A 21264-nucleotide genomic window follows, 5' to 3' on the forward strand; every position below is an offset into this window, starting at 1 on the left:
ACGCTTAACGATACTGTTAGACCAAATAGCTTAGCTTTTATGAATTATCGAAATATTAAGACGAAACCTTCATTTCAACGTTTTTGCCTCTTTGATTTCAATAACCCTCACTGAATTCTCCGTGTCGTTTAACATCTGTGGCAGTAGCATTTACGGAGGTACTTTTTGCATACCAGAGCAGCATTCAGCATGCAAAAAGCGCCGGAATAAATATCAACCTGACAACGTTTGTTAGCCATCGTTATTTCTTAACCTGGCACCATGATGGTAAGCTTTTTTAAATTTTAAGCCGAAGTTTGTTATTTCAAAAAGAGATGAAAAGGTATTTTCTTTCCAGCCATCATTAATTAAGTCTTCCGGTGTAGACTTGTCAAAGCCTATCAAAGGCGATCCAATTAAGTGGTGCAATCCATCATTTTCTAAATCTTCGACTGACCTTCTCTTAAATCCAAAATCTCCTGGGCTACCAACAAATTTATTAATATCATCCAGAAAATAAGACCCCGTAATATCAAGCGCCCTTCTAAATTCAGACTCACCCATGACCCCATCAAGGTAGGAAACAAAAAAATTAGCAATAATTTGAGACTTATCTATATCAGTTTGAGTCTCAATAACTAATATTATTTTTTGAATGAGATTTTCAACCTCATGCTTACGCTTTTTGACTTCAGATATAAATTCTTCTTTCTTTTCCGAAGGTACTTCATTTAATGCGTAAATAAATGAGTGTAACTTTTCAATGTACAGCGAGTCTCGAATCGATTGCCCGATACTCAAAAACTTGACGAGACTCCCGACAACTGGAATATCTTTGAGAACCCCTTCGTCTATGATTTTTTTTAACGCTATTTCTGCGCCCTCAGCACTAAGCTCTATTATTTTTCTTTTTGGCATGACGATTTTCCTAGTGGCTAACGCTTTGAATATGTGAAAATGTGAGTATTTTGGCCAAATGCCAGCGCGTATTTGTCCCAGTGAGTTTACGAACTACATTATTCACTTGCTAATAGTCTTTTTATGCTTTTCAGTATGATTTATTATAAATTTAGCTAAGTAAAAAACAAAAAATGGTGATGCTAAACCTAAAGTTATTACCACAAGAATTATCCAAATAATTAAAAAAATAAGGACATCGGAAAAATCTACATCTAATGTATATTTAAAATATTCTTTATCTTTAGCAAATTGAATTCCTATGGGGGAATCAGCATCGAAATATACAATCTTAGCGTTATTCTTTTTGAATATAACAGCTTGAATTCGTTCGTTTGTCGATTTTACTTTTTCTAAAATAGCCAAAAAGTGAAATTCATTTCTAATCTCTTCCCCGTTAACTTCATAAATATAATCATCAACTTCAACTCCACTAGTATGGCTTTGGCTATTTTCTTTTACATTATTAATTCTAAGCACCAGAACTCCTTTAATATACTGATAACTAGCAATATTAATAAGCCGAATAATTCCGCATTTTATCTCGGGCTTTCCACATATCAGCATTCTGAAGTTTTAACACAACTCATAACTTATTGTACAACTTAACTTTATTGTCTATTGCTACTTTGTGACTTGTGGAAATAGAGAGGATTTTTAAGCTTTTGTAAGTTGCCAAAACTTCAAGATTAAGCCTTCATTTCAACGTATCTGACCCCTTTGATTTTTAAGTTTTTGAATGAAAAATCGAAATAGCGGGTCTTTATCAATTGGTTTGTTATTCATTTAAGGTATTCATGGCATTGTTTAATCATTTTCTTTGTAATTCTTCAGGCAACAAATGTAAGTCTCACTCTTTGAGTTCTAGTGTCATTTGTGCTTTTTTGTTGGTTTTCGCGGTTTCCATACTGACGAATAAAGCCATTGGGGCAGATGCTGTTGCTAGTGAGGTTGGCGTTAAGGCTGTGTGGCCTGCAAAAACCTCTTATCGCTATGCAAATGTTGATGGAAAACGCATTTTTTATCGGGAAGCTGGAGAGCAGCATAATCAAACCATTGTTCTGTTACATGGTTACCCCTCGTCGTCACATACCTATCGTGAGTTGATCCCTTTATTGTCTGGCCGTTATCACGTAATTGCTCCAGATTATTTAGGTTCAGGTTACAGTGATCGTCCCGACCCCGCTCAACATAAATATACCTTTGATGTACTAGCAAAGTATGTGGATGGTTTGCTGACTACCCTTAATCTTGATAAATACTCGTTATACATTCAGGACTTTGGTGCACCCGTTGGTTATAGAATGTTATTGAACAATCCTGATAAGTTAGAAGTCCTGATTGTGCAAAATGGCAATGCTTATTTAGAGGGTTTAACGGCACCAAGACAGGCGTTTTTCAAACAAGCTAACCAAGATAAATCCTTAGCCCAATCTGATAAAATTTATTCCTTTACCTCAGAGCAGGCGATTATCAATAAGCAGTATTTGCGGGACGTACAGGATAATACCGAGATCATGAGCCCTGATAGCTGGACACACGATTTACACTTCTTACAAACTGAAAAAGATCGGCTAATTCAGGTTCAATTATTACAAGACTATTATAATAATTTGCTGGATTACCGTAAATGGCAAGCTTACTTACGACAGAAACAACCGCCAACGTTAATAGTCTGGGGTAAAAAAGATCCAGCCTTTATCGCCGCAGGCGCAACAGCCTATTTAAAAGATGTGCCTAACGCAGAGTTACATTTATTGGATTCAGGACATTTTAGTGTGGAAGAAAAATCAGTAGAAATTGCACAATATATCGTTAAATTTATGGAAAAAAACTTCAACCATAAATAACCTGTCGATATACACTGCCTTAGCTTACCCAGAGCAATAATAGGGCTTGCAAAAAGCCCTAAATCACCGACTCGTTACTGGGTCGCTAAGGTAAAATAACTATGGTCATTGAGGGCTTTGCTGATCATCATCGCCCCTTCGAGCAAACTCACCGTAGTTATGGCTGCCCGTGCAGGGTTTTCTTCACCATTAGCTGCGTGAGCGGCAGATAGCCACTCTAAGTTTTTATCAAAAAAACGTTTTACTTCTACTTGAACTTTTTCCGGTAGGCTTTCGTTTTGCGCACCCAATAATCCGCACAAACACATTTTGTCGTCGGTTATTAACGCACCTCTGAAAATCGCGGTATACACATCAATGGGGTTTTCCCCTCTAGCCTTTATGTCATCGACACTGCCCAACGCAGCTAAGAATGCGTCTGTGTATTGATGAGCTAATGCAGCTCCCAAATCAGCTTTGGTTGGAAAATGATAATGCACACTAGCGCTTTTAATGCCGACGTCATTGGCAATTTCTCTGAAACTAAAATTGCTGTAACCCCCTTGGCGAACTTTGTCTTCGGCAACCTTTAAAAGCTCTTCTTTTTTGTTCATATTCATTGTCCTACTAGTAGATAGGCAATTATCTAACAGCACCTATAGCATTACAAGGCTTAGGCAATTTCCCCCTTATGCCATTGTTAACCTGCGATTGAGTTACGTCTTTTTGTTGTAGGCAATTTTATTCGGAATGACTACCTAGTGATAGGTAGACTATTCACGATTTTACCTAAAGTCAACGAAATAAAAGCTGAAGAAAGGCTAGGAGTTGGCGGTTAAAATTTTTTTATGAAATTAAATCATTATAAATCAATGCATTAGATGTCGATGAAATGGTTAAACGAATTTTATTGGAAAGTTACAGTTGACTACCTATCGGTAGGTAGTCAATAATGAAAACCGTTCAACACAGACAATATTTATTTTTCTGAACAATTTCATCAGCTCAAAAAAATATTAGATTAGTAAAAATAACAGAGGTAATAAAAATGATTGGTTACACAACTATAGGCTCAAAGAACTTAGCTAAGGCCGTGCCTTTTTACGATGCACTTCTTGAGTTAGTCGGTGGTAAAAGAGTAATGGAAATGGATCGCATTAAATTTTATGGAACAGAAGCAGGTGGCGCTATGCTAGCCGTATGTACTCCATATGATAACAACGAGCAAAGCAGTGGTAATGGGCAGCAAGTTGCAATTCCAGGTGGTTCTATTGAAGGCGCACAAGCACTTTACAACAAAGCCATTGAATTAGGCGCAACAGATGCTGGTGAGCCAGGTCAACGTTTTGACTTCTTTTATGGCTCTTACGTATTTGATTTAGATGGAAACAAACTTTGTTTCTACCACATGACCTAACTAACCCCTTAATATCAAGGTCAGTGAAGTCACTGGCCTTTTTGTTTTGCCAGAAAGTGCTTAAGATAAGTATCTATCTTAGGTAATTATCTTAAGTACTTAAGTCGCTAATTTACTGAGGGTCACAAATGAAAATCGCTGCCAATTTTGAACAACGTATTGTTGTGCATAGTGTATCACTTCCTTGGGTTGAATCGCCTATGCCGGGTGTGGACAGAAGAGCCCTCGATAGAGTTGGTGATGAAGTCGCGCGAGCAACAACCATTGTAAGGTATGCGCCCAATAGCGCATTTTCTGAACATGTGCATACTGGCGGAGAAGAGTTTGTAGTTTTAGAGGGGGTATTCCAAGATGAGCATGGTGACTTCCCTGCTGACTCCTATGTCAGAAATCCACCTCAATCAAAACATAAACCTCGCTCAGATAAAGGTTGCATTATTTTTGTTAAATTATGGCAATTCCAACCAGATGACAGAACCCATGTGCGATTACAAACCAGCTTAATGGAAAGCCACCAGCATCCTAGTATTGTTGGCCTCAATGTAACGGCTTTATACAAAGATGAATATGAAGAAGTTAGCCTATTGCACTTTGAACCCAATGTGGAATTTACATTCAATGGCAAAGGCGGTGCCGAGTTACTGGTATTGGAGGGCGCTTTAACTGAACACTCAGATACATTGGTTAAACATAGTTGGTTACGCAGCCCAGTAAATAGCATAATCAAAGGCAAAGCAGGAAAAGACGGCGCGAAAGTGTGGATGAAAACCGGACATTTAACCGACGTCCAAAACCAAATCACACGTGTTAACCACCAACGCAATCAGCACAACTAAAAAACCTGCGGGGTCAGATCCCTTGAAATATCACAGCCCAACCTTGAATGAATAGGTTTAATCTTCATCGCTAAAAGTTAATATTATTATGGCAGGCATATTTTGTTTGCTTGTGGTAGGCGCAGGTTTCTGGAGAGTTATTGATATTAAAAGATGACACATCAACAGAAATATCGATGTGTCATACTGGAGAAGATAGAGTATTAATTACTAACTTTTGTACTAGTCGAGAGCCTATTTGATGCGGCGCATGCCTAAACAAAGCATACCAAATAGAGCCAAAAAGATTGTGCTTGGTTCTGGTATTTCTGTTGCTTCCGTTGCTTCTGATACGCCTAGAGTTTCTGTAGTGAAACCATCAAAACTTAAATCGTTAGCATCAAATACTAAGTTACGGTTACCTTTGCTAAATGTATTGACTATTGTGTAATCAAATAAAACTGTAGAGGTATCTGCGAAACTAAAAGACACCGCAACGTCAGCTTGTACTTGATTGAAAGTTTCTAATCCATTTTGGCCAGCTACGCCATTAGTATTTTGGCCAGAAGCGGTGATAGAGCCATCTGTATTTTGTGTAACAGTTAATGCTGTTGTAGATGTAAATTCAGCAATTGACGGCGTGTATACAGTTACTACATCGTAATATTGATCACCTTGGGTATTATGCCCGTCGATGTCATAAAAGAATAAATCAAAACCAAAACCAGTAGACGGAGAGTATATTTCACTTAAGCCCGCATCTTGATAAAGCGTAAATTCATATGTAGTTGTAGTGTTACGTTTTTGGTTAATTCTTACGTCACCTTCAACTGAACCACTTGTGGTGCTTCCACCATCTTTGTAGTCAGTTAATGCAACAAGTTATGCATAAATAAAGGTTTCACCATCAGATCCAATAGGGTCAGTAAAACTTAATGTACCCGTTGAGGTGATTTCAGATTCTAAGTTTTGAGTTCCAAAATCTAAATCTAATACCGGAACTAAAGTGGCATTCGCAAAAGAGCTAGTGAAAGCAACTAAAGCAGCTAAAATTATTTTTTTCATGTTATTCCTACAGCGTTTTTAAGACTTAATAAGTCTTGAGTAAATCAACTTCATTCGGCGACTCTAAGCACACATCATACTAGTTTGCAAGCCACTGTTATTTATACTTATTTTCAACTTTTATTATGATTTATTTTCACTTTGCAAATAAAGCTGACACGAAAAATGACGGCTTTATACTTTAGTATAATGCGGTTTTTGAGCCTTCATAAAAGGGTGTAATTTGAAAATAAAATGGTAAAGAAAAGGATCGGAATTAAAGTGGATAAGTAAGTTGTTTTTACGTGAGGGAACTAAAATAGACACCCATTTTTAAAATGTAACAAAGTAGAATTTATGCAAGATTAAGGATTATTGCCGTATTTTCACAAAGAGGATAGCAGATATCCGAAAAAACCTGTGTGTTGTAATAAATTACACTCTGTGATTAGAATAGGTTAATTTTCATACAGTAAAAGTCCGTATTCAAACACGAGCTTTTGCGACTTATTAATACTGTTATCTTCATTTCGTTTCTGACTAAAACATTTTCGGGAGGGCAATATGTCCAAGGAAATAACTTCAACAACATCCGCCGAAGGATGGTTTTTCTTTCAAAAAAATAAAAGTGACAGAGAGCCTTACAGTTTTTATCGACTAGCTGTTTGGGCTACTTATGAAAATGGTGAAACCATAGGATTGCTTTCAATGCATAAAAAAGGCACATTTTTTCTCGATGCTCCTCCGTCTGGAGTGGAGGGAGGTTATATTCATTGGAATGAGCTGAATCCTGAACAACAAAAAGAAGCTATTTTACAAGGAAAAATTGTGGGAACGAGTAACCCCTTAAATTGCAAATAATTAACGTTAACAAGTCACTGCAGCATCGCCACTTCGTGGCTGGACACGTTAACGGGCGCCGCTGCTTGAGGCTTTAGCCGTCATGGGGTTCTTTTTCAGCATGGATGTAATATTGAATATTCTGTTCTTTGTTTTAGGTGCTCTTGCTATTTACCTGACCGCATATTTAAAAGTTAAGGGAAAGAACCGAGCTTTAATTGAAGACAATCGCCAGCTTGAAGAAGATAAGCAGAAAATCGTCGCAAAGTATCGTGCTGAAACAGAGGAAATTAAAAAACAGCACTCTTTAGATATTGAAAAAAGAAAATATCAATATGAGGAAAAAAGACTTCAGTTCTCTAAATACTTTGCGTTACTTGATGAGTTTCATGGAAAGTGCAATTCAATCTTTTTGGAGAAGTTTCAACCTATTATGACTGAATTCTTATCTGATTGTTTAAATGAAGACGAAGTAATTAAAAATCAAGCAATCGTAAAGTACAATCAAGACGTTCAAGCCCTTGTGTTCGAATTAAATGAGGAGCATCTGAAAGTCAAAACCGAACAAAATAGTATTAGGCTTATAGCTTCTGAAAAAGTGGATGTATTGCTAGATAAATTAGAAGTGGCTGTAAAAAATGCTACAGATGCATCTACCGAAATGCTTAGATTTATGTCAACTCAGGAATTTTGGGCAGACCAATCTTTGATCGTTCCATATCAGGAAAAAGCGACCTTATTTGGGCAAGATGTTCAAAGGTGTCATAACGCTCTGAAAGAACAAATGAAACAAGAATTGAAAGAGATATGACGGCTAACAAACAACTGTAGTCATTCGCTAGCGTTCACTAAGACGAATACCCGCTCTACGCTCATAACACCTTGTTCATAGCTTCTCTTTTTAACAATCATAAAACCCCGGTTAACCAAGGCTTTATGATTTTGGCCACTAAGGTTTCGTTTTAAAATCTTCCGTGGCGAGGTGAATACTTTCGAAAATAGATGATAGGACTTTTGATGCGTCTTCCATTCGGTTTACTTGAATCTGGGAGCTTTCGCTTAAGCCAACGATTTCTGAAATGTCATTGCTTACATTGGTGTTTTGCCCTTGCTGCAAGCCTACGGCATCTTGTACTTGTAGGTTCAAGTCATGAATTTTACTGAAGGATTGACTTAAAGCATCAATAATATCTAAAGAAGATTTAGCTTGTTGCAGGCCATCCGCGGCTTGGGTTTTGCCTTGATCCATAGCTGAAACGGCTTCATCTGCGGCATTTTGTAGCTTTTGCACATTTTGTGAGATCAGTTGGGTGGATTGCTGGGTTTTCGTTGCCAAGGTACGCACTTCGTCTGCCACAACCGCAAAGCCCCTACCCGCACCACCAGCTCTCGCTGCTTCGATGGCGGCGTTCAATGCTAAAAGGTTAGTTTGATCGGCAATACTGTTGATCACATTAACCACATCGCCTATGTCGTCGGAGTCTTTCTTCAAAGTCGATATAATTTCAGAGGCATGATTGGTGGCATCCATCACACTTTGGCTGATCAACACATTTTGTTTAAAAACCACTTGTCCTTGAGCAGCCTCCTCGGTGGATGAAGCAACAAATTCCGACGCCTTTTTAATTGCGCTATCAATATCACTTCCAGTTTGGGTGAGTTGCTCAACACGTTCATTGGTGTTTTGGGTTAAATCAACTTGGCTTTTTAGCCCTTGTTTGACGGTTTGAAAGGCTTCAACCAAATTATTGATTATCTCTCCCAGCTCTTTCAATTCGCCAAGAATGCGGCTGAGCATTTTACTCAGATCATTTTGAATAAGCTTCACGTTATCCGTCACCAAGCCAATTTGATCTCTGGTGGTGCTTTCAATCTGTCCGGTAAAATCCCCTGCTGCAATTTGTTTAGAGACCTCGGTTAAGCGGTTTAGGGGCGTTAAAACTGTCACGTTAATAAACCAAGACACAGCTAAAATACAAAGCAAAATAGTCAGGATAATAATCACATTGGTATACACAAACACCGAACTTGCTCGGGATTCAATCTGCTGTTTTAACCCTAATACGTACTGATTGGTTGCTTCAACCGCTCGATTTAAGCTCTCTGTGGGTGCCCTATCAATGCCTTTAACGCTTTTATCCGCCAACTCAATATTGAAACCTGAGCTTAAAAACACCTCATACCCTGCCTCATAGGCACGCAGCATTTTAGGGTAGCTAAGGGAAAAATCTCTCACATGGCTGTATGCAGGATGTTGCACAGACATATTGTTTAAAATGGTGTTGTATTCAGAGACTATGGTTTGCCCGTTTTGAGTAAATCGTCCCCAATATTTTTTCAGTTGCTCGGGATCTCGACCTCGTATTAAGGTATTTTTCCATTCTTGAACTTGGGTCTTAAAACGCACATTTAACGCAGAAACTTCGGTGATATTGGTCACTTCTTGATTCACAGTGGCTGAATATTCCTGCGTCACTGAGTTTATGGAAGATAGCCCTATGTACACGGCGACCAAAATAACCAACAAAATAGAACAAATAAGGAAAAGTAGCTTATTTCGTATATTTAAATAGAAAAATTCAAGCACTGTGAATACCTTGAGCTGTCAGATGAAGAAATGCATGGCGAAATGCCACAACTAAGCGAATATATCTGACGATAAGCCTATGCTTTTAAGATGACGTTTTTGTTACAGCTTTTTATTGGGCTATTTTATTTCTCTCTATTTACCGAATTTAGTGGGATAAATGCCCATTTTAGAACCTTAGAGGTCGTCATAAGGGAAATATTCGCCTTTAACTATTTAGCACCAATCTTTTCAATATCGTTGGCAAACAAGGTTTCTAAATCAGCCCGGCCCTTTTTACTTACTTCAATAAGCTCGCTCAAATCGGAATCGGCTTCAAGCACCTCTTTTAGAATTTTTTCATCGTGCTTTTCAAAAATGTCACACATGTGCTCAGCTTGTTTTTTGTCAAAGCCAAAATCTTCTAACACAAATTCAGCTGCCCGCAATCCTGACCAAAATAGTTCTCTCACAAAACGTAAATTTTCGACCTTCGACAAACGCATTACTGCATCACGGTTACGCGCTCTAACCACCATTTTTACATGGGGAAACTGCTCGCTCACCAAGGCCACAATTTTGAAGGTATCTTCGATATTATCTACGGCAATTAATAAAATAGAGGCCTTTTCGATGCCCGATACCTTCAATAAATCTAATCGAGTGGCATCCCCATAGAACACTTTATTACCGAACTTTTTCACAAAGGCAATGTGTTCGGCATCTTTATCCAGCGCAGTGAAAGGAATTTTATTCGCTGCCAAAATACGCCCAGTCACTTGCCCAAAACGGCCAAAACCTGCGATTAACACTCGCGGCTCATCGGTGTCTGTTTGCGAGTCGTAAACCGCTGGACAGTTGTGACTGTTAAACCAAATACTATGCAATATCACCAAGGGAGAAGTTAGCGCCATGGATACCCCAACAACCAAAGTCACTTGGCTAGCTAAGGTCGGTTCAAGAATATTGGCCACCCCAGCCGCGCCCATGACCACAAAAGCAAACTCACCACCTTGAGATAGCATCAGGGCAATGCGCATTGAATCAGTATTGGTTTGTTTCGATACCTTAAGTATGCTGAAAATTATCAGGGTTTTAATTGCAATAAGGGTTAGTGCAGCAGCCACTATTATTACCGGGTTGGCTAAAAACAATGCGATATCTAAGTTCATTCCAATGGCAATAAAGAATAAACCTAACAATAATCCTTTAAAGGGTTCAATTTCCGCTTCCAATTGATGTTTAAAGCTCGAATTAGCTAACAGCATGCCAGCCACAAATGCGCCCATTCCCATTGATAGCCCAGCCTCTTGCATACCAAGGGCCGTAGCAATGACAATTAATAGTGCCGCAGAGGTCATGATTTCAGAGTTACCATAATGGGAAATCAGTCGTAAAAACGGATTGATCAAGAACTTTCCAATAATCAGTACCGTAATAATCGCTGACACACTCATCCACCACGCCGGGGAGTCCACTTCAGCAACAGTGGAAAAGCTTTGTACTAATAGTAATATGGGTATCACCGCTAAATCTTGCATCAATAAGATTGAAAAGCCTTTTTGACCTGGTGGAGTCTTCAGAATATTTTGATTTTCCATTAACTGAATCGCAAAGGCCGTAGAAGATAATGCCACCGCTAAACCAATCACTATGGCAGCTAGCCAATCGGTAGCAAGCAGATACTTCACCGCCAAGGCAATAATGCTGGCACTGAGAAATAACTGTCCTCCGCCGGTAAAGACTATCTGGTCGCGCATTTTTAAAAGCTTTTTGGGCTCTAATTCTAAGCCGATGATGAAGAGTAAAAACACAACGCCGAGTTCTGCAAAATGCAAAATGGTTTCCGGTGTCGATACCCAATCCATAATGGACGGACCGATTACCATACCTGCCACCAAATAACCTAATATTGCTCCCAATTTCAAGCGTTTGAAAATAGGTACGGCGACCACAGCGGCTGCCAGAAAAATCATTGTAGACCCTAACAAACTCATAATTACTCTCTCTTGGTTTTGATCTTCACCTAGGTTTTTGTCTTTCTAGCAACAACGTCATTTAGTAAACAGCTGATAATGAGATGGGATCAACAACGCCAAGCTGCACAAAAAATAAACAATAGTGGCTTTTTATGTACTAAAATTATCTGGTACTTCAGAAATAACCCAACTCTAAAAGGTTACTTGAGATGAAAAGACAATACTACATAAGTGATGACTTGAATGACTTAAAAGTCATGCAAAATGAGCTTGAAGACAAAGGATTGAGTACCCCCCAATTGCACGTATTAAGTGAAAACGATGCCGAGGTTGAAAAACACCACTTACATGCCATTGAATCAGTACTAAAAAAAGACGTAGTTCGCTCCACCGAAATGGGCGCAGTTGTGGGTGCGGTTGCCGCAGCCTTGGTTTTAATCCTAGCCTATAGCATGCAATGGCATCTCACGGCGGCGGGCTGGATCCCATTTGGTTTTCTAGCAGCGGCGATATTAGGGTTTTGTACTTGGGAGGGAGGACTTATTGGTATTCAACGCCCCAATTATCAATTTAAACAATTTCAGAAATTGCTTAACCAAGGGAAACACGTATTTTTTGTGGATGCCACCGAACAACAAATGGAGATTGTAGAACAGGTTGCAAGTCAACATCCCAACCTGAAATTAGCTGGAAACGGTGAATCGCCCCCAGAATGGGTGGTGAAAAGCCAAGATAAATTTAATGACTTTATGAAAGTCATGCCCTAAGGTTTTGCCTTAAAACCTTAACCTAAGTTTTTATCTAAATAGTCTTCACATGTCCCAGTAAACAGCGACATGTGAAGGCATTAGCGTAATCCTAACTCCACATCACGAATGATAAAGTTACCATTGTAAACGGGGTGCAGCTCACCACTTTGTTCAATGGCAAAATAGGATTGTTCTTCTGAGGTCAAACCCTGATAGCCACCAATCACCTGATATAGCCAAGCTTCGGTATCAAATTCCAATTGATGCTGCTGATAATAATCTAGGGCAGTTAAACGCTCACCGGTATCGATCACCTGACAGAAATAACCTTCTACCGCTTTTTTGAGCTTGTCTTCGGCAAATTCCACTTCACTTTGTTTTTCAACATGAATTTGATGAGCCGCTCGCTCTGGTTGATAGGCTTTTTGTGGACGATTTAAGGTTTTAATGGCACTTACTAACTGTTGCAATACTTGTTCGTGTTCCACCCGAGTAACATCCACAGCAGCAGGTTTAATCACAGCTTCAGCCTGATTAAACAACATGGGGACTTGGGTTAATCCACAATAGTTCACCGGCACAAAACTAGGTGAATGTTCCATGTGCAATAAGAAGCCCTTGAGTAATCGTGTACGGCCACGCAATTCTCTGAATCGGCCTAACAACGACAACAATCGAGCTTGTACAATTGACAACTCTTGGGTCACCCGAGAGAAACTGTGTTGCAAGGTAACCACTAATAAATGGCGTAACTCTCGATTACTGGCGGCTATTTCACTTAGCTCATCGAATTGGAACATTTCCAACTCGCCTAATAATTCCGAGACTTGGGATTGTGCCAATTGGTTTTCACGGATTTTCGCGTCAATAGAAGATACATAACCAAACTCATTATTGATTCGGCTAAACAACACCCGCACGTTATTTTCCAAAGACTCAGTTAACGCATAAACATGTTCGGTTAAATCCGACAGGTGCGCGTTTGCTTCGGTAAACCGCTGGTGCTGCAACGCTTCTTTATAATGATCAGCTAAGGTTTTCAGGCCTTTCAACGCTGAGCCAATATTGGCATCTATCTGACGATTGCGTTCGTCATGTAAACTGCCTTCGAGCAATTGGCGAACCACATTTTTCAAACGCAAATCGGCGTCTGCATCTGGCCGCCATAAAATTCCCATTTGCACTAAGCTGTCGATAACTTTGGGGCTGAATTTAGTTTCATCCACCGTGCCTGACAAATACACCTGCATCAGAAGATCAGCGTGTCGACTTAACGCATTAAGCAGCTTAACTCCGGCTTGATGTAGATTCTGATTCATATCAGACTTCCCTGCTGTACTGCGCTATCGGCCTGTTCAGACAAAGACAATGACTCGGTTTCATCAATAAACTTAATCACTTCGTAAAGGTATTCCACTTTACCGGTGGCAATAAATATCTGTTTATCTTGGTTGGGACGCAACATATAACCTAGGTCAGTTAGGCGTTTAAATACCTGCTTAATCTGCCCGTCTACAGAAACACTGGTGGAACCAAAAAGTTTGTAGTGGGAAATTTTCGCCAGTTGTTCTGCAAATGCTGGGGTATCTTCAATGGTCAGCTGAATTTCCGCCAAGCGCAAGGCCGTGCCTTGGGTAACAGGGACATCTGTGCCGCTGGCCTGCTGGACCAACAACAACCATTCCACTAAGGGCACCAAATGACTAGAGATATCCTGAAATTGACCAGTTAATACCTTACGCTCGTTGTCGCCAAGGGTTTGATAGGCTGCATAATACACCTCCCCTTCTGCAGCACTTGCCAAAGTACGGTTTAACATATTCAACTGCGCTTCAATTTTGTCACTATTGCCGGAGGTTTTTAAGAAACGCCAACCGTCTTCATCACTAATTTGACAGATAAACGCACCAGATAACAAACTCTCTAAAATACGACCTTGTTCACTAATCATGAGTTAACTCCTTGCTCAGCTTGTTTGCGTTTTTGCAGATGCTCGGCAATGGCACTAATTTTAGGTTGAACAACCTGCAATTTACGTGTGGTTTTATCAATCAAATAGCGATTATCAAACAAAGTTAATACTTCAGACTCAGGATTAGGGAAAGCTCCCACCACACTGATATTGTTATTCTGGCAAGCATCGAAAATTTTCTTCACGTTGCTCTGGTGCAGTGTACCCAATTCATCAATGGGCCAATGAATAGTAGCGTCTGCATCGCCGCGCAATAAACGGGTAAATGCCAACAAAAACTTACATAAAATCAGGTACGCCATACCATGACTGGATGACTCATTTAACTGGCGATCTGTGCGGATCACCAGATTCGAATTACCTTCTTTAATGTGCAGTTCAATGTCTAATAATTTGCTGATGCCACCACTTAGGGCCGCTCGTCCTAGAATATCCAATACTTTACGCATGCTCTGGGCATATTCATCGTCTGGTAATTCTACAGCACCGCTTTTCATCCAGCCTTGATACAGTTTATTGAACTGGGCTAGTTCAGGCCAAAACTCCAACTCGGAAATACGTGAGCGAATTTTTACCGCCGAATCAGATACACCATCGAGGAAGAGTTCTTCATCAACTTCTTTACTGATCCTTTTACTTTGGCTGGCAATACGTTTGTCGATATCTTCCAAAACGTTATAGTATTGGGTTAAATCAGCACCAAAAATACGCCCTTGCTCTCGTAACCCATGGAGTTTTTGTGGCACCACTTCGTTTAATAATTGCGCCAAATGCACCACCATTCTGCGGTGATCGATATTACGAATACCTTGGTCATTCACCACCGCACATTCATCTCTGGAACGTTCCCAAATATCGGCTAAACCAGTACCTGACTGGGCAGCAATAAGCTGGTCAAAGTGTTCCACATAAACTTTAATATCCCCTAACAAACGATCACGGGTTTGCAGTAACTCTTGTCCTTCCGATATGCGCTGGGCAATATTCACTGTATCCGGTTTAGCCGCACCACTGGTTTGACTGCTTACCTCGGTTTTGGCCAATCTAAGTTTGCCTAAGCTACGGTTGATACTCAGCACATCGGTATGCTGCTCTCGCGCCGTACGGAGATCTTGCTCTAGCTGGATTTGCTGATCTTTACTTTTCTGACGCTGTTCTTTGAAGTCAGCTTGTTTTTGATTCAACAAACGTTCCGCTTTACTTGCCGCTTTTTTAGCGGCGGTTAAGCTTTGCTGCCAAGTAACTTTGTAACCAACAAAATAGGTGTCATACCAACGCTGATAATCTTTCACCTTATGGCGATGGGTGTCTGTGTAAGTGATATCTTTTTGCAATTGTTTTATGCGTTTTTGCAATGTGCCGATATCGTCGACATCCACCCCACGGTTATTCAGCTCGTCTTCTTTCCATTGCTCGATTTTTTGTTTGTCTTCCGTTGCAATATCTTTGGCTTTTTTGATATGGCTGTCCACTATCGCAATGTTAGATTGGATATCTTGAATCAGCTGTTGCCAATGGAATTGATGTTCTGTTTCGGCTTCCCGTTGCTGATCTTTAACCTCGGCAATGGCCTCAGCCTGTTGTGCTTTACACTTAGCTTGTTCAGATTGAATACTGCTCAAACGCTTTTTATTCTGCTGTTTACGTTGAGACAAAGCATGGGCATATTCTTGTTGCACTTGATCTTTGTCTTGCTGTGCCCGTCTGCGGCTCGCTTCGGCGGTTTTGCAGGCACTTTCGGTTTTTGCTTGCGCCAGCTCTTTGTTGCGTACTTCTTCACTGGCTTTGGCCAAATCAAGTTCGGCTTCATTCTGTTTAGCAATGGCTTTATCAAGAAGTAGTTGTACATCACTGAGTTTTTGCTGGAGCTGATTTTCAGTTTCTGCAAATTCCGACATATCAACTGCATGCAAATCCAGTTTCACTCCGAATATGCTGCTGGCGTCTTTGTCTAATGTGGGTTTAAGGTCTTTGCGCTTGAACAATTCAGGATGTAAGACCTTGCCAATGTTGTCTTGCCAATCCGGACGTTCTTTGCGTAAAAACTCCAGTAAACTATTCTCACCTGGGTACAGAATCCCTTCGATTTTGTCTAACTGATGCTGGGCGTCTAATTGACTGCGACGAGCTTCTTCAAGGATACCATTGGCTTTATTGCGTTCTTGGCTTGCCAGCACAAATTCTTGCTGTGCTTTGCGATGTTTTTCCCGCGCTGCATCTTCAGCAATACCCGCCTCTTTTAATGTGGCATCGAGAATATCTAACTGACTTTGCTCAAACTCATCGAAGCCAGCGTTTTTAAGAGCAGCGGTTACTTCTGTATGTTGGGTTTTAAGCTCATCCGAGCGTTGGCGATACTCAGACTCTACGCTACGTAATTGGCCTTGATAGTCATCTCGGATCTGCTGTAGTTTTTGCTGTTCCTGACTCTTTTGTTCTGACAGTTTGTCTTGTAACTGACTTTTTTCTTCAGAATAACCTTCAAGCTCTTCATTTAATTTTTCACTGATCTGGGCGATGCGTTTATTGAAACTGGCTTCAACATCTTGGTGCTTTTCAGTGAGCAAGGTGTATCGCGTTGATGAGGTCTCTAATTCACTTTCCCACTGGGGTAATTGTTGTAAATTATTTTGTAGAGTTTCAATATCCTGAGATTGCCAATCATCGTATTCGTTTTCGATTTGCTCTAAATCTGACTCTAACTTTTCCGAGTCGGCTCTGGCCACTGACAGGTTCTGATTCAACTCGTCTCTTTCTTGTGTCCAATCTGATTCGCGCTTCTTGCTCGCCAGTTGAAGTTCATCTAACTCACGCTCAAACTCCACCACGTTGGCCGCCAATGCACTGCTGTCTACGGCAAATTGTTGTTGCAGCTCAGAAAGACGATATTCCGTTTGATTGAGTTGGTGATCCGCTTGTTCTAATTTGGCGAACTCTGGACGTATAGCATCAAACTCTTTAATTAGATGACACTCTTTAATCCAATCTTCTACCCTGTTTCTGCTTAAACTGGAACTCGGCGGTTGCACACCGTCTTCTTCTAGAATAGCGGCAATCATGGCTTTAATGGTTTCCATTTTGCCTTCTTTAGAATGTACCGCTTTAGCTAGTTTTTCGATGTGTCTAAGGTGATTAGCTTGCTCACATAAACTAAATATTCTGGCGTAGCCTAACAATTCTCGACTATTGGTACTGTCGTTTAAAACCCCCCTATCGTTTTGTAAAACTGCTTTAAATTCTTTGGTATTAAGCAGGTTGGTAACCAAAATATTAGCCCGCTTTAAACTACGCGCCAGTTCATTCATGGTCACGCTGCTGTGCTCGCCCGCTTTATTTTTGTATAAATAATCGTTGAGCTCAAAAGGTTTACCGATAAACCGATAGTTCACCCCATTGCCTGACGACGCCAGAACCACTTGGCACAAATCCCCTTCATTACGGGCGTACTCATAAACAATAAAACTCGATTCTCGGGGCAAATACCATTTTTCGAAACTATCTCGCGTAGAGGGTACAACCCGACTTGGATACTCTCCGTAAAAAACCGGAATAAGTCGTTGTAAGGTAGTTTTACCAGAAGCGTTGGTTCCACAGATATTGGTGTGGCCGTTTAATTTTAATTCCACTACACCTGGCAGGTGCGTGTCGATGAGAATAATGCGATGTAACCCAGGCATAAACATCCTAATTTATTATTATGATTGAGACAGCTAACTCGGGATTCAAATGCTTAAATGAAGGTAACATGGAGAAGCAGGTGTAGAATTCCGTACAACCGCTGATTTTAGCGAGGTTTAATGCAATTTAACACCCTAAATATCAGTATTTATAGCCCAAGCAAGGGTTAAAATAAGTGGATACCCGCAACTCTATTGTAAGTATTTGATTTAGCGTCGTGATTCAGTGCTTTTTAAGGTTTTTTCGATAAAAAATTAACCTTAAGGGACAAAAAAGGAATTATTTTTAAATTTTTGAACGAAAAAAGGTGAAAACTGGTTCTTATCTTCTACGATTAAAGGAACCATAATTAAAAGGATTTAAATTTAACTATGTTTGGATTATTTAAAACAAATCCGATTAAAAAGCTGCGTAAACAATACGATCAAAAGTTAACCCAAGCTATGCAGGCACAGCACGATGGTAACATGCGAGACTATGCAAAATTCAATAGCGAAGCAGAAGACTTGTTTGACAAAATTGAGCAATTCGAGACGAATTCAAACCAGCGATAAGTTCAGAGCAAAAGGTACTTTACCGAAACACCCTAGTTATCACATAGAGTCATCACCCAGAGATGTAAAAGCAAGGACAAGTAATAGATAGGATTTATATACAGGGACATTGGGAATATACAGCTTATGATTGAACTACAGCGCTAAAGCAGACATTAAGGCTTCACATACCGGCCGCAGGCTTGTTTGCTATGCTTACCAAGAATCAGGCGAGCCAGCGAGTAAAATTCCCAGTGAGCTCAGCAAAAGAGCTGAATCGGTTTGTTATACGCTGTTTTTTACTGTGTGTTTTTTAAGAGATTCGTCAAGTGCCTTTTGTTTCTTTGCTTGTTCAATTTTACATCTATTTTTTTCATACTCATAAGAATGATGACAGTTTTCATCTGCTCCCAATCCTATTGATAACTTATATTCTCTATCCTTACACTTTTTCTCTTGAGCTGGGTTCATATTTACACATAAAGATGCTTTTCGTTTGAGACCATACTCGCCATAATCTTCAGTGCCATAAGAAATACAACCGCTAACTAGAATAATAGTCAATGTAGATAATATTAACTTAAACTGTAAATTCATATGCAAAATTTCCTAGTACATACATCGCCGCAACACGACTTAAGACTGTTGACTAAAATTAGCGACGAACCAGCAAAAGCCGAACGGCGCAAAGAAATAATTATTTAAAACTGTTAGATAATACTTTCCATCAATTAGCAGCCAAAGCAACCCTTAGGTTGCCCGTGGAGGCCACGTTTTTTTTAGTGGCCGGAGCTAAATAGAGCACCAATAATTTTGGATATATTCAATATCATCTAGTCACTTTATACTCTAGGCTGCTATTTTAAATTTAATTTATTTATCTAATTTCTCTGGCAGCATACGTCTTAGGGTATCGTCTTTTTGTACGAAGTGATGGTAAAGAGCTGCGCCAGCATGCATAACAATTAGCAGCCATAGTACCCAAGCTCCACTAATGTCTTTATGGAAAAAATCCCATTTCTTCTCCCAGACATCCCATTCAGTATTGAACAACTCTAAAATCCACTGTCCAATCCCGGTTTCGCGAAATGTGGGGATCTGAAAAATTCCATAGTCAATTGAACCACCGAAGCCAAACCACCCTGAAATTGGCATTGCAAACATAAAGAAATAAAGAACCCAATGCATCCCGTGGGCAGTAAGAAGTTGCCATTTTGGCATTGCTGGCATTTTGGGTTGAGTGTTCATCAACCTCCACCCAATACGAAAAGAAGCCCAAAGAATTACGCTAAAACCTATGGCCACATGTATATTCAGACTAGGACGAAATAGTGAATCATCTTTATCTAAAAACCAAATTTTATAATATACGACCACATAAGCAGCCAAAAAACAAAAGGCTACCCACCAGTGAAACCATTTAGCAATACTGCCATACGTTCTTTCAGTATTTCTAATCATAATATTCTAATCCAACATGTAAATTATAAGGCTTTGCAATATTCCATCAACGTCACTTTTTGTCTCATGACATAACCTTGCCATATTTTACCGAGCGAAGTGCAGCATGAGACTGTCAATTTAATGGACTTGTTAAGGCTTAGTGGCAATTGTATAGACATGTTTTTCTGGGTACTGATCCAGCTCAAGATGCAAAATAGACAAGCCATTGTTTATAAGTAACTGCATATTTTCATTTATACCAATGGAGCTGTAATAAAAAGTATCGTTCTGCCATTGATCAGTATGTTCTCCCTGAGCATTGCCAAATGTATATATCAATATACCGCCTTTTGCTAAAAGATTGCATAACTTAACAACAACAGGCTTTTGCATCATGAGCGGCAAGTGAAAAAGACTATCCCAAGCAACAATAAAATCGAACTTTTCTTCTGTTTCCCATGAGCAAATATCTTGATGGATAAATTTGTGTTCTGGGTGATTACGCTCAGCTAACTTAACCATTTCTTTCGATACATCAAGGCCAGTAACCAAGTAGCCGTGATTTTGCAATATACGAACAAATCTACCTCCAGCACCACAACCTACATCAAGCGCTTTTCCCCCACCAGAAGTATACTCAATAGCCCGCTCGAATTGACTTACACCATAGGAAGACTGCTCGTGTTGGTTATGCCACCACTGAGCGATTTTGTCGTATTTTGTTCCTAATTCTGAAGGTTTCATTTGGGACCCTTAGTGCTTTGCATATGGGAAAATGTGATCTCTTTGGCTTAAGGCCAGTAAGTATTTGTCCCAGTGAGTTTACGAACGACATTATTCACTTGTTAGGTTTTACCCGCTCTTCAATTCGACACGTCCAAATTTTATCCCCGCGAGTAACCTTACACCAATCCTTTTTTAGATTACGCTTTTTATTAATAGGAATAACTACAACACCATTAAGATTAGTTGTAACCAATTTATCAAAGTAAACCTTTGTGCGTTTGAACATCAACTCTGAATAAAGCTGTAATTCAAAGTTTTCGTTTACATAAGGTTCGCCAAGCGGATTTTTTAGATACACCTCAACCACATCAGAGTTATTAATAAATTTAACTTTTGGTGAAGGTAGCCAATCATTTCGTAACCCAGCTTTAAATTCTTCTTTAAGCTGTTTAATAGCGTATTCAACACCCATATCAGCTTCTATTTCACCAATACATCCCCAACAATCACCACCACAATCGGAGGAGAGAGGATCATTTTCTTGAATTAATTTTCTGCCACAAATGCTGCAATTGGTGCCCATCTTTTGTAAAACCTAACGCTTAACATATGGGGATTTTACGAGTGTTTTTGGCCGAAGGCCAGCGAGTAAAATTCCCACCATGATGTTTTTGTTATGTGCCATCAAAGCCCCCATATTTGATTGGTGATGGCTAAAAGGTAAAAACAAAAATATA

The 21264-nt window shown here is 39.8% G+C and carries 21 protein-coding genes; 7 read left to right on the forward strand and 14 right to left on the reverse strand.

Annotated elements, in window-relative coordinates; genetic code table 11:
• Positions 1-231: 231 nt before the first annotated feature.
• On the reverse strand, positions 232-897 hold the full coding sequence (locus tag ABJV04_RS15905; protein WP_348492558.1) for a hypothetical protein: 666 nt from the start codon (positions 895-897) through the stop codon (positions 232-234).
• Between the two features lie 102 nt (positions 898-999).
• On the reverse strand, positions 1000-1416 hold the full coding sequence (locus ABJV04_RS15910) for a hypothetical protein (RefSeq protein ID WP_348492559.1): 417 nt from the start codon (positions 1414-1416) through the stop codon (positions 1000-1002).
• A 377-nt stretch (positions 1417-1793) separates the two neighbouring features.
• Here ABJV04_RS15910 and ABJV04_RS15915 point away from each other — a divergent pair, with 377 nt between their 5' ends.
• Positions 1794-2786: an alpha/beta hydrolase gene (locus ABJV04_RS15915; protein WP_348492560.1), complete on the forward strand. Its 993-nt coding sequence runs from the start codon at positions 1794-1796 to the stop codon at positions 2784-2786.
• Positions 2787-2860: 74 nt separating this feature from the next.
• Here the strand turns inward: ABJV04_RS15915 and ABJV04_RS15920 are convergent, their stop codons facing one another.
• Positions 2861-3379: a TetR/AcrR family transcriptional regulator gene (locus ABJV04_RS15920; protein WP_348492562.1), complete on the reverse strand. Its 519-nt coding sequence runs from the start codon at positions 3377-3379 to the stop codon at positions 2861-2863.
• A gap of 434 nt (positions 3380-3813) precedes the next feature.
• Here ABJV04_RS15920 and ABJV04_RS15925 point away from each other — a divergent pair, with 434 nt between their 5' ends.
• Both ABJV04_RS15925 and ABJV04_RS15930 read left to right on the forward strand, forming a co-directional pair.
• Positions 3814-4182, forward strand: coding sequence for a VOC family protein (locus ABJV04_RS15925; protein WP_348492564.1), 369 nt, complete (start codon positions 3814-3816; stop codon positions 4180-4182).
• 128 nt (positions 4183-4310) lie between these two features.
• Positions 4311-5018, forward strand: a complete 708-nt coding sequence (locus tag ABJV04_RS15930) for a cupin domain-containing protein (protein ID WP_348492566.1) — start codon at positions 4311-4313, stop codon at positions 5016-5018.
• Positions 5019-5252: 234 nt separating this feature from the next.
• Here ABJV04_RS15930 and ABJV04_RS15935 read toward each other — a convergent pair whose 3' ends face one another.
• Positions 5253-5489: a PEP-CTERM sorting domain-containing protein gene (locus ABJV04_RS15935; protein ID WP_348492567.1), complete on the reverse strand. Its 237-nt coding sequence runs from the start codon at positions 5487-5489 to the stop codon at positions 5253-5255.
• A 390-nt stretch (positions 5490-5879) separates the two neighbouring features.
• A complete protein-coding gene (locus ABJV04_RS15940; RefSeq protein WP_348492568.1) occupies positions 5880-6062 on the reverse strand; it encodes a hypothetical protein in 183 nt (60 codons plus the stop codon).
• Positions 6063-6605: 543 nt separating this feature from the next.
• Here ABJV04_RS15940 and ABJV04_RS15945 point away from each other — a divergent pair.
• Both ABJV04_RS15945 and ABJV04_RS15950 read left to right on the forward strand, forming a co-directional pair.
• Positions 6606-6902, forward strand: coding sequence for a hypothetical protein (locus tag ABJV04_RS15945; RefSeq protein ID WP_348492569.1), 297 nt, complete (start codon positions 6606-6608; stop codon positions 6900-6902).
• 112 nt (positions 6903-7014) lie between these two features.
• On the forward strand, positions 7015-7692 hold the full coding sequence (locus ABJV04_RS15950; RefSeq protein ID WP_348492570.1) for a hypothetical protein: 678 nt from the start codon (positions 7015-7017) through the stop codon (positions 7690-7692).
• A 138-nt stretch (positions 7693-7830) separates the two neighbouring features.
• On the opposite strand, the gene ABJV04_RS15955 is transcribed toward ABJV04_RS15950, so the two are convergent.
• Positions 7831-9333: a methyl-accepting chemotaxis protein gene (locus ABJV04_RS15955; RefSeq protein ID WP_348492571.1), complete on the reverse strand. Its 1503-nt coding sequence runs from the start codon at positions 9331-9333 to the stop codon at positions 7831-7833.
• Between the two features lie 347 nt (positions 9334-9680).
• On the reverse strand, positions 9681-11444 hold the full coding sequence (locus ABJV04_RS15960) for a monovalent cation:proton antiporter-2 (CPA2) family protein (protein WP_348492572.1): 1764 nt from the start codon (positions 11442-11444) through the stop codon (positions 9681-9683).
• A 191-nt stretch (positions 11445-11635) separates the two neighbouring features.
• Here ABJV04_RS15960 and ABJV04_RS15965 point away from each other — a divergent pair, with 191 nt between their 5' ends.
• Positions 11636-12193 (forward strand): NAD/FAD-utilizing enzyme, encoded by a 558-nt coding sequence (locus ABJV04_RS15965; protein WP_348492573.1) that lies wholly within the window; start codon positions 11636-11638, stop codon positions 12191-12193.
• Positions 12194-12273: 80 nt separating this feature from the next.
• On the opposite strand, the gene ABJV04_RS15970 is transcribed toward ABJV04_RS15965, so the two are convergent.
• From ABJV04_RS15970 to ABJV04_RS15980, 3 genes are read right to left on the reverse strand one after another with little or no spacing between them, the layout of a single operon-like run.
• Positions 12274-13494, reverse strand: a complete 1221-nt coding sequence (locus ABJV04_RS15970) for a phosphoenolpyruvate carboxylase (RefSeq protein ID WP_348492574.1) — start codon at positions 13492-13494, stop codon at positions 12274-12276.
• Positions 13491-14126 carry a hypothetical protein gene (locus tag ABJV04_RS15975; RefSeq protein WP_348492575.1) on the reverse strand — a complete coding sequence of 212 codons (636 nt, stop codon included), beginning with the start codon at positions 14124-14126 and terminating at the stop codon, positions 13491-13493. Before ABJV04_RS15975 ends, ABJV04_RS15970 begins: the two co-directional genes overlap by 4 nt.
• The gene (locus tag ABJV04_RS15980) at positions 14123-17824 is read right to left on the reverse strand and encodes an ATP-binding protein (protein ID WP_348492576.1); all 3702 of its coding nucleotides are present in this window, start codon (positions 17822-17824) and stop codon (positions 14123-14125) included. Before ABJV04_RS15980 ends, ABJV04_RS15975 begins: the two co-directional genes overlap by 4 nt.
• Before the next feature lie 372 nt (positions 17825-18196).
• Here ABJV04_RS15980 and ABJV04_RS15985 point away from each other — a divergent pair, with 372 nt between their 5' ends.
• Positions 18197-18379 (forward strand): DUF6435 family protein, encoded by a 183-nt coding sequence (locus ABJV04_RS15985; RefSeq protein WP_348492577.1) that lies wholly within the window; start codon positions 18197-18199, stop codon positions 18377-18379.
• Positions 18380-18643: 264 nt separating this feature from the next.
• Here ABJV04_RS15985 and ABJV04_RS15990 read toward each other — a convergent pair whose 3' ends face one another.
• From ABJV04_RS15990 to ABJV04_RS16005, 4 genes are all read right to left on the reverse strand, one after another.
• Entirely contained in the window at positions 18644-18955 is a 312-nt protein-coding gene (locus ABJV04_RS15990; protein WP_348492578.1) for a hypothetical protein, read from the reverse strand.
• Between the two features lie 276 nt (positions 18956-19231).
• Positions 19232-19819, reverse strand: coding sequence for a cytochrome b (locus ABJV04_RS15995; protein ID WP_348492579.1), 588 nt, complete (start codon positions 19817-19819; stop codon positions 19232-19234).
• 132 nt (positions 19820-19951) lie between these two features.
• Positions 19952-20545 (reverse strand): class I SAM-dependent methyltransferase, encoded by a 594-nt coding sequence (locus ABJV04_RS16000; RefSeq protein ID WP_348492580.1) that lies wholly within the window; start codon positions 20543-20545, stop codon positions 19952-19954.
• Positions 20546-20639: 94 nt separating this feature from the next.
• Positions 20640-21110, reverse strand: a complete 471-nt coding sequence (locus ABJV04_RS16005; RefSeq protein WP_348492581.1) for a hypothetical protein — start codon at positions 21108-21110, stop codon at positions 20640-20642.
• Positions 21111-21264 lie beyond the last annotated feature (154 nt).

Origin of the sequence: Aliiglaciecola sp., assembly GCF_039982535.1 — a bacterium.
Classification (GTDB): Bacteria; Pseudomonadota; Gammaproteobacteria; order Enterobacterales; family Alteromonadaceae; genus Aliiglaciecola.

Excerpts from the sequence above, each read along its gene's own strand:
- ABJV04_RS15905 (WP_348492558.1), bottom strand. The coding sequence starts at position 897 with ATGCCAAAAAGAAAAATAATAGAGCTTAGTGCTGAGGGCGCAGAAATA.
- ABJV04_RS15920 (WP_348492562.1), bottom strand. The coding sequence starts at position 3,379 with ATGAACAAAAAAGAAGAGCTTTTAAAGGTTGCCGAAGACAAAGTTCGC.
- ABJV04_RS15925 (WP_348492564.1), top strand. The coding sequence starts at position 3,814 with ATGATTGGTTACACAACTATAGGCTCAAAGAACTTAGCTAAGGCCGTG.
- ABJV04_RS15930 (WP_348492566.1), top strand. The coding sequence starts at position 4,311 with ATGAAAATCGCTGCCAATTTTGAACAACGTATTGTTGTGCATAGTGTA.
- ABJV04_RS15940 (WP_348492568.1), bottom strand. The coding sequence starts at position 6,062 with ATGAAAAAAATAATTTTAGCTGCTTTAGTTGCTTTCACTAGCTCTTTT.
- ABJV04_RS15945 (WP_348492569.1), top strand. The coding sequence starts at position 6,606 with ATGTCCAAGGAAATAACTTCAACAACATCCGCCGAAGGATGGTTTTTC.
- ABJV04_RS15960 (WP_348492572.1), bottom strand. The coding sequence starts at position 11,444 with ATGAGTTTGTTAGGGTCTACAATGATTTTTCTGGCAGCCGCTGTGGTC.
- ABJV04_RS15965 (WP_348492573.1), top strand. The coding sequence starts at position 11,636 with ATGAAAAGACAATACTACATAAGTGATGACTTGAATGACTTAAAAGTC.
- ABJV04_RS15970 (WP_348492574.1), bottom strand. The coding sequence starts at position 13,494 with ATGAATCAGAATCTACATCAAGCCGGAGTTAAGCTGCTTAATGCGTTA.
- ABJV04_RS15975 (WP_348492575.1), bottom strand. The coding sequence starts at position 14,126 with ATGATTAGTGAACAAGGTCGTATTTTAGAGAGTTTGTTATCTGGTGCG.
- ABJV04_RS15980 (WP_348492576.1), bottom strand. The coding sequence starts at position 17,824 with ATGCCTGGGTTACATCGCATTATTCTCATCGACACGCACCTGCCAGGT.
- ABJV04_RS15985 (WP_348492577.1), top strand. The coding sequence starts at position 18,197 with ATGTTTGGATTATTTAAAACAAATCCGATTAAAAAGCTGCGTAAACAA.
- ABJV04_RS15990 (WP_348492578.1), bottom strand. The coding sequence starts at position 18,955 with ATGAATTTACAGTTTAAGTTAATATTATCTACATTGACTATTATTCTA.
- ABJV04_RS15995 (WP_348492579.1), bottom strand. The coding sequence starts at position 19,819 with ATGATTAGAAATACTGAAAGAACGTATGGCAGTATTGCTAAATGGTTT.
- ABJV04_RS16000 (WP_348492580.1), bottom strand. The coding sequence starts at position 20,545 with ATGAAACCTTCAGAATTAGGAACAAAATACGACAAAATCGCTCAGTGG.
- ABJV04_RS16005 (WP_348492581.1), bottom strand. The coding sequence starts at position 21,110 with ATGGGCACCAATTGCAGCATTTGTGGCAGAAAATTAATTCAAGAAAAT.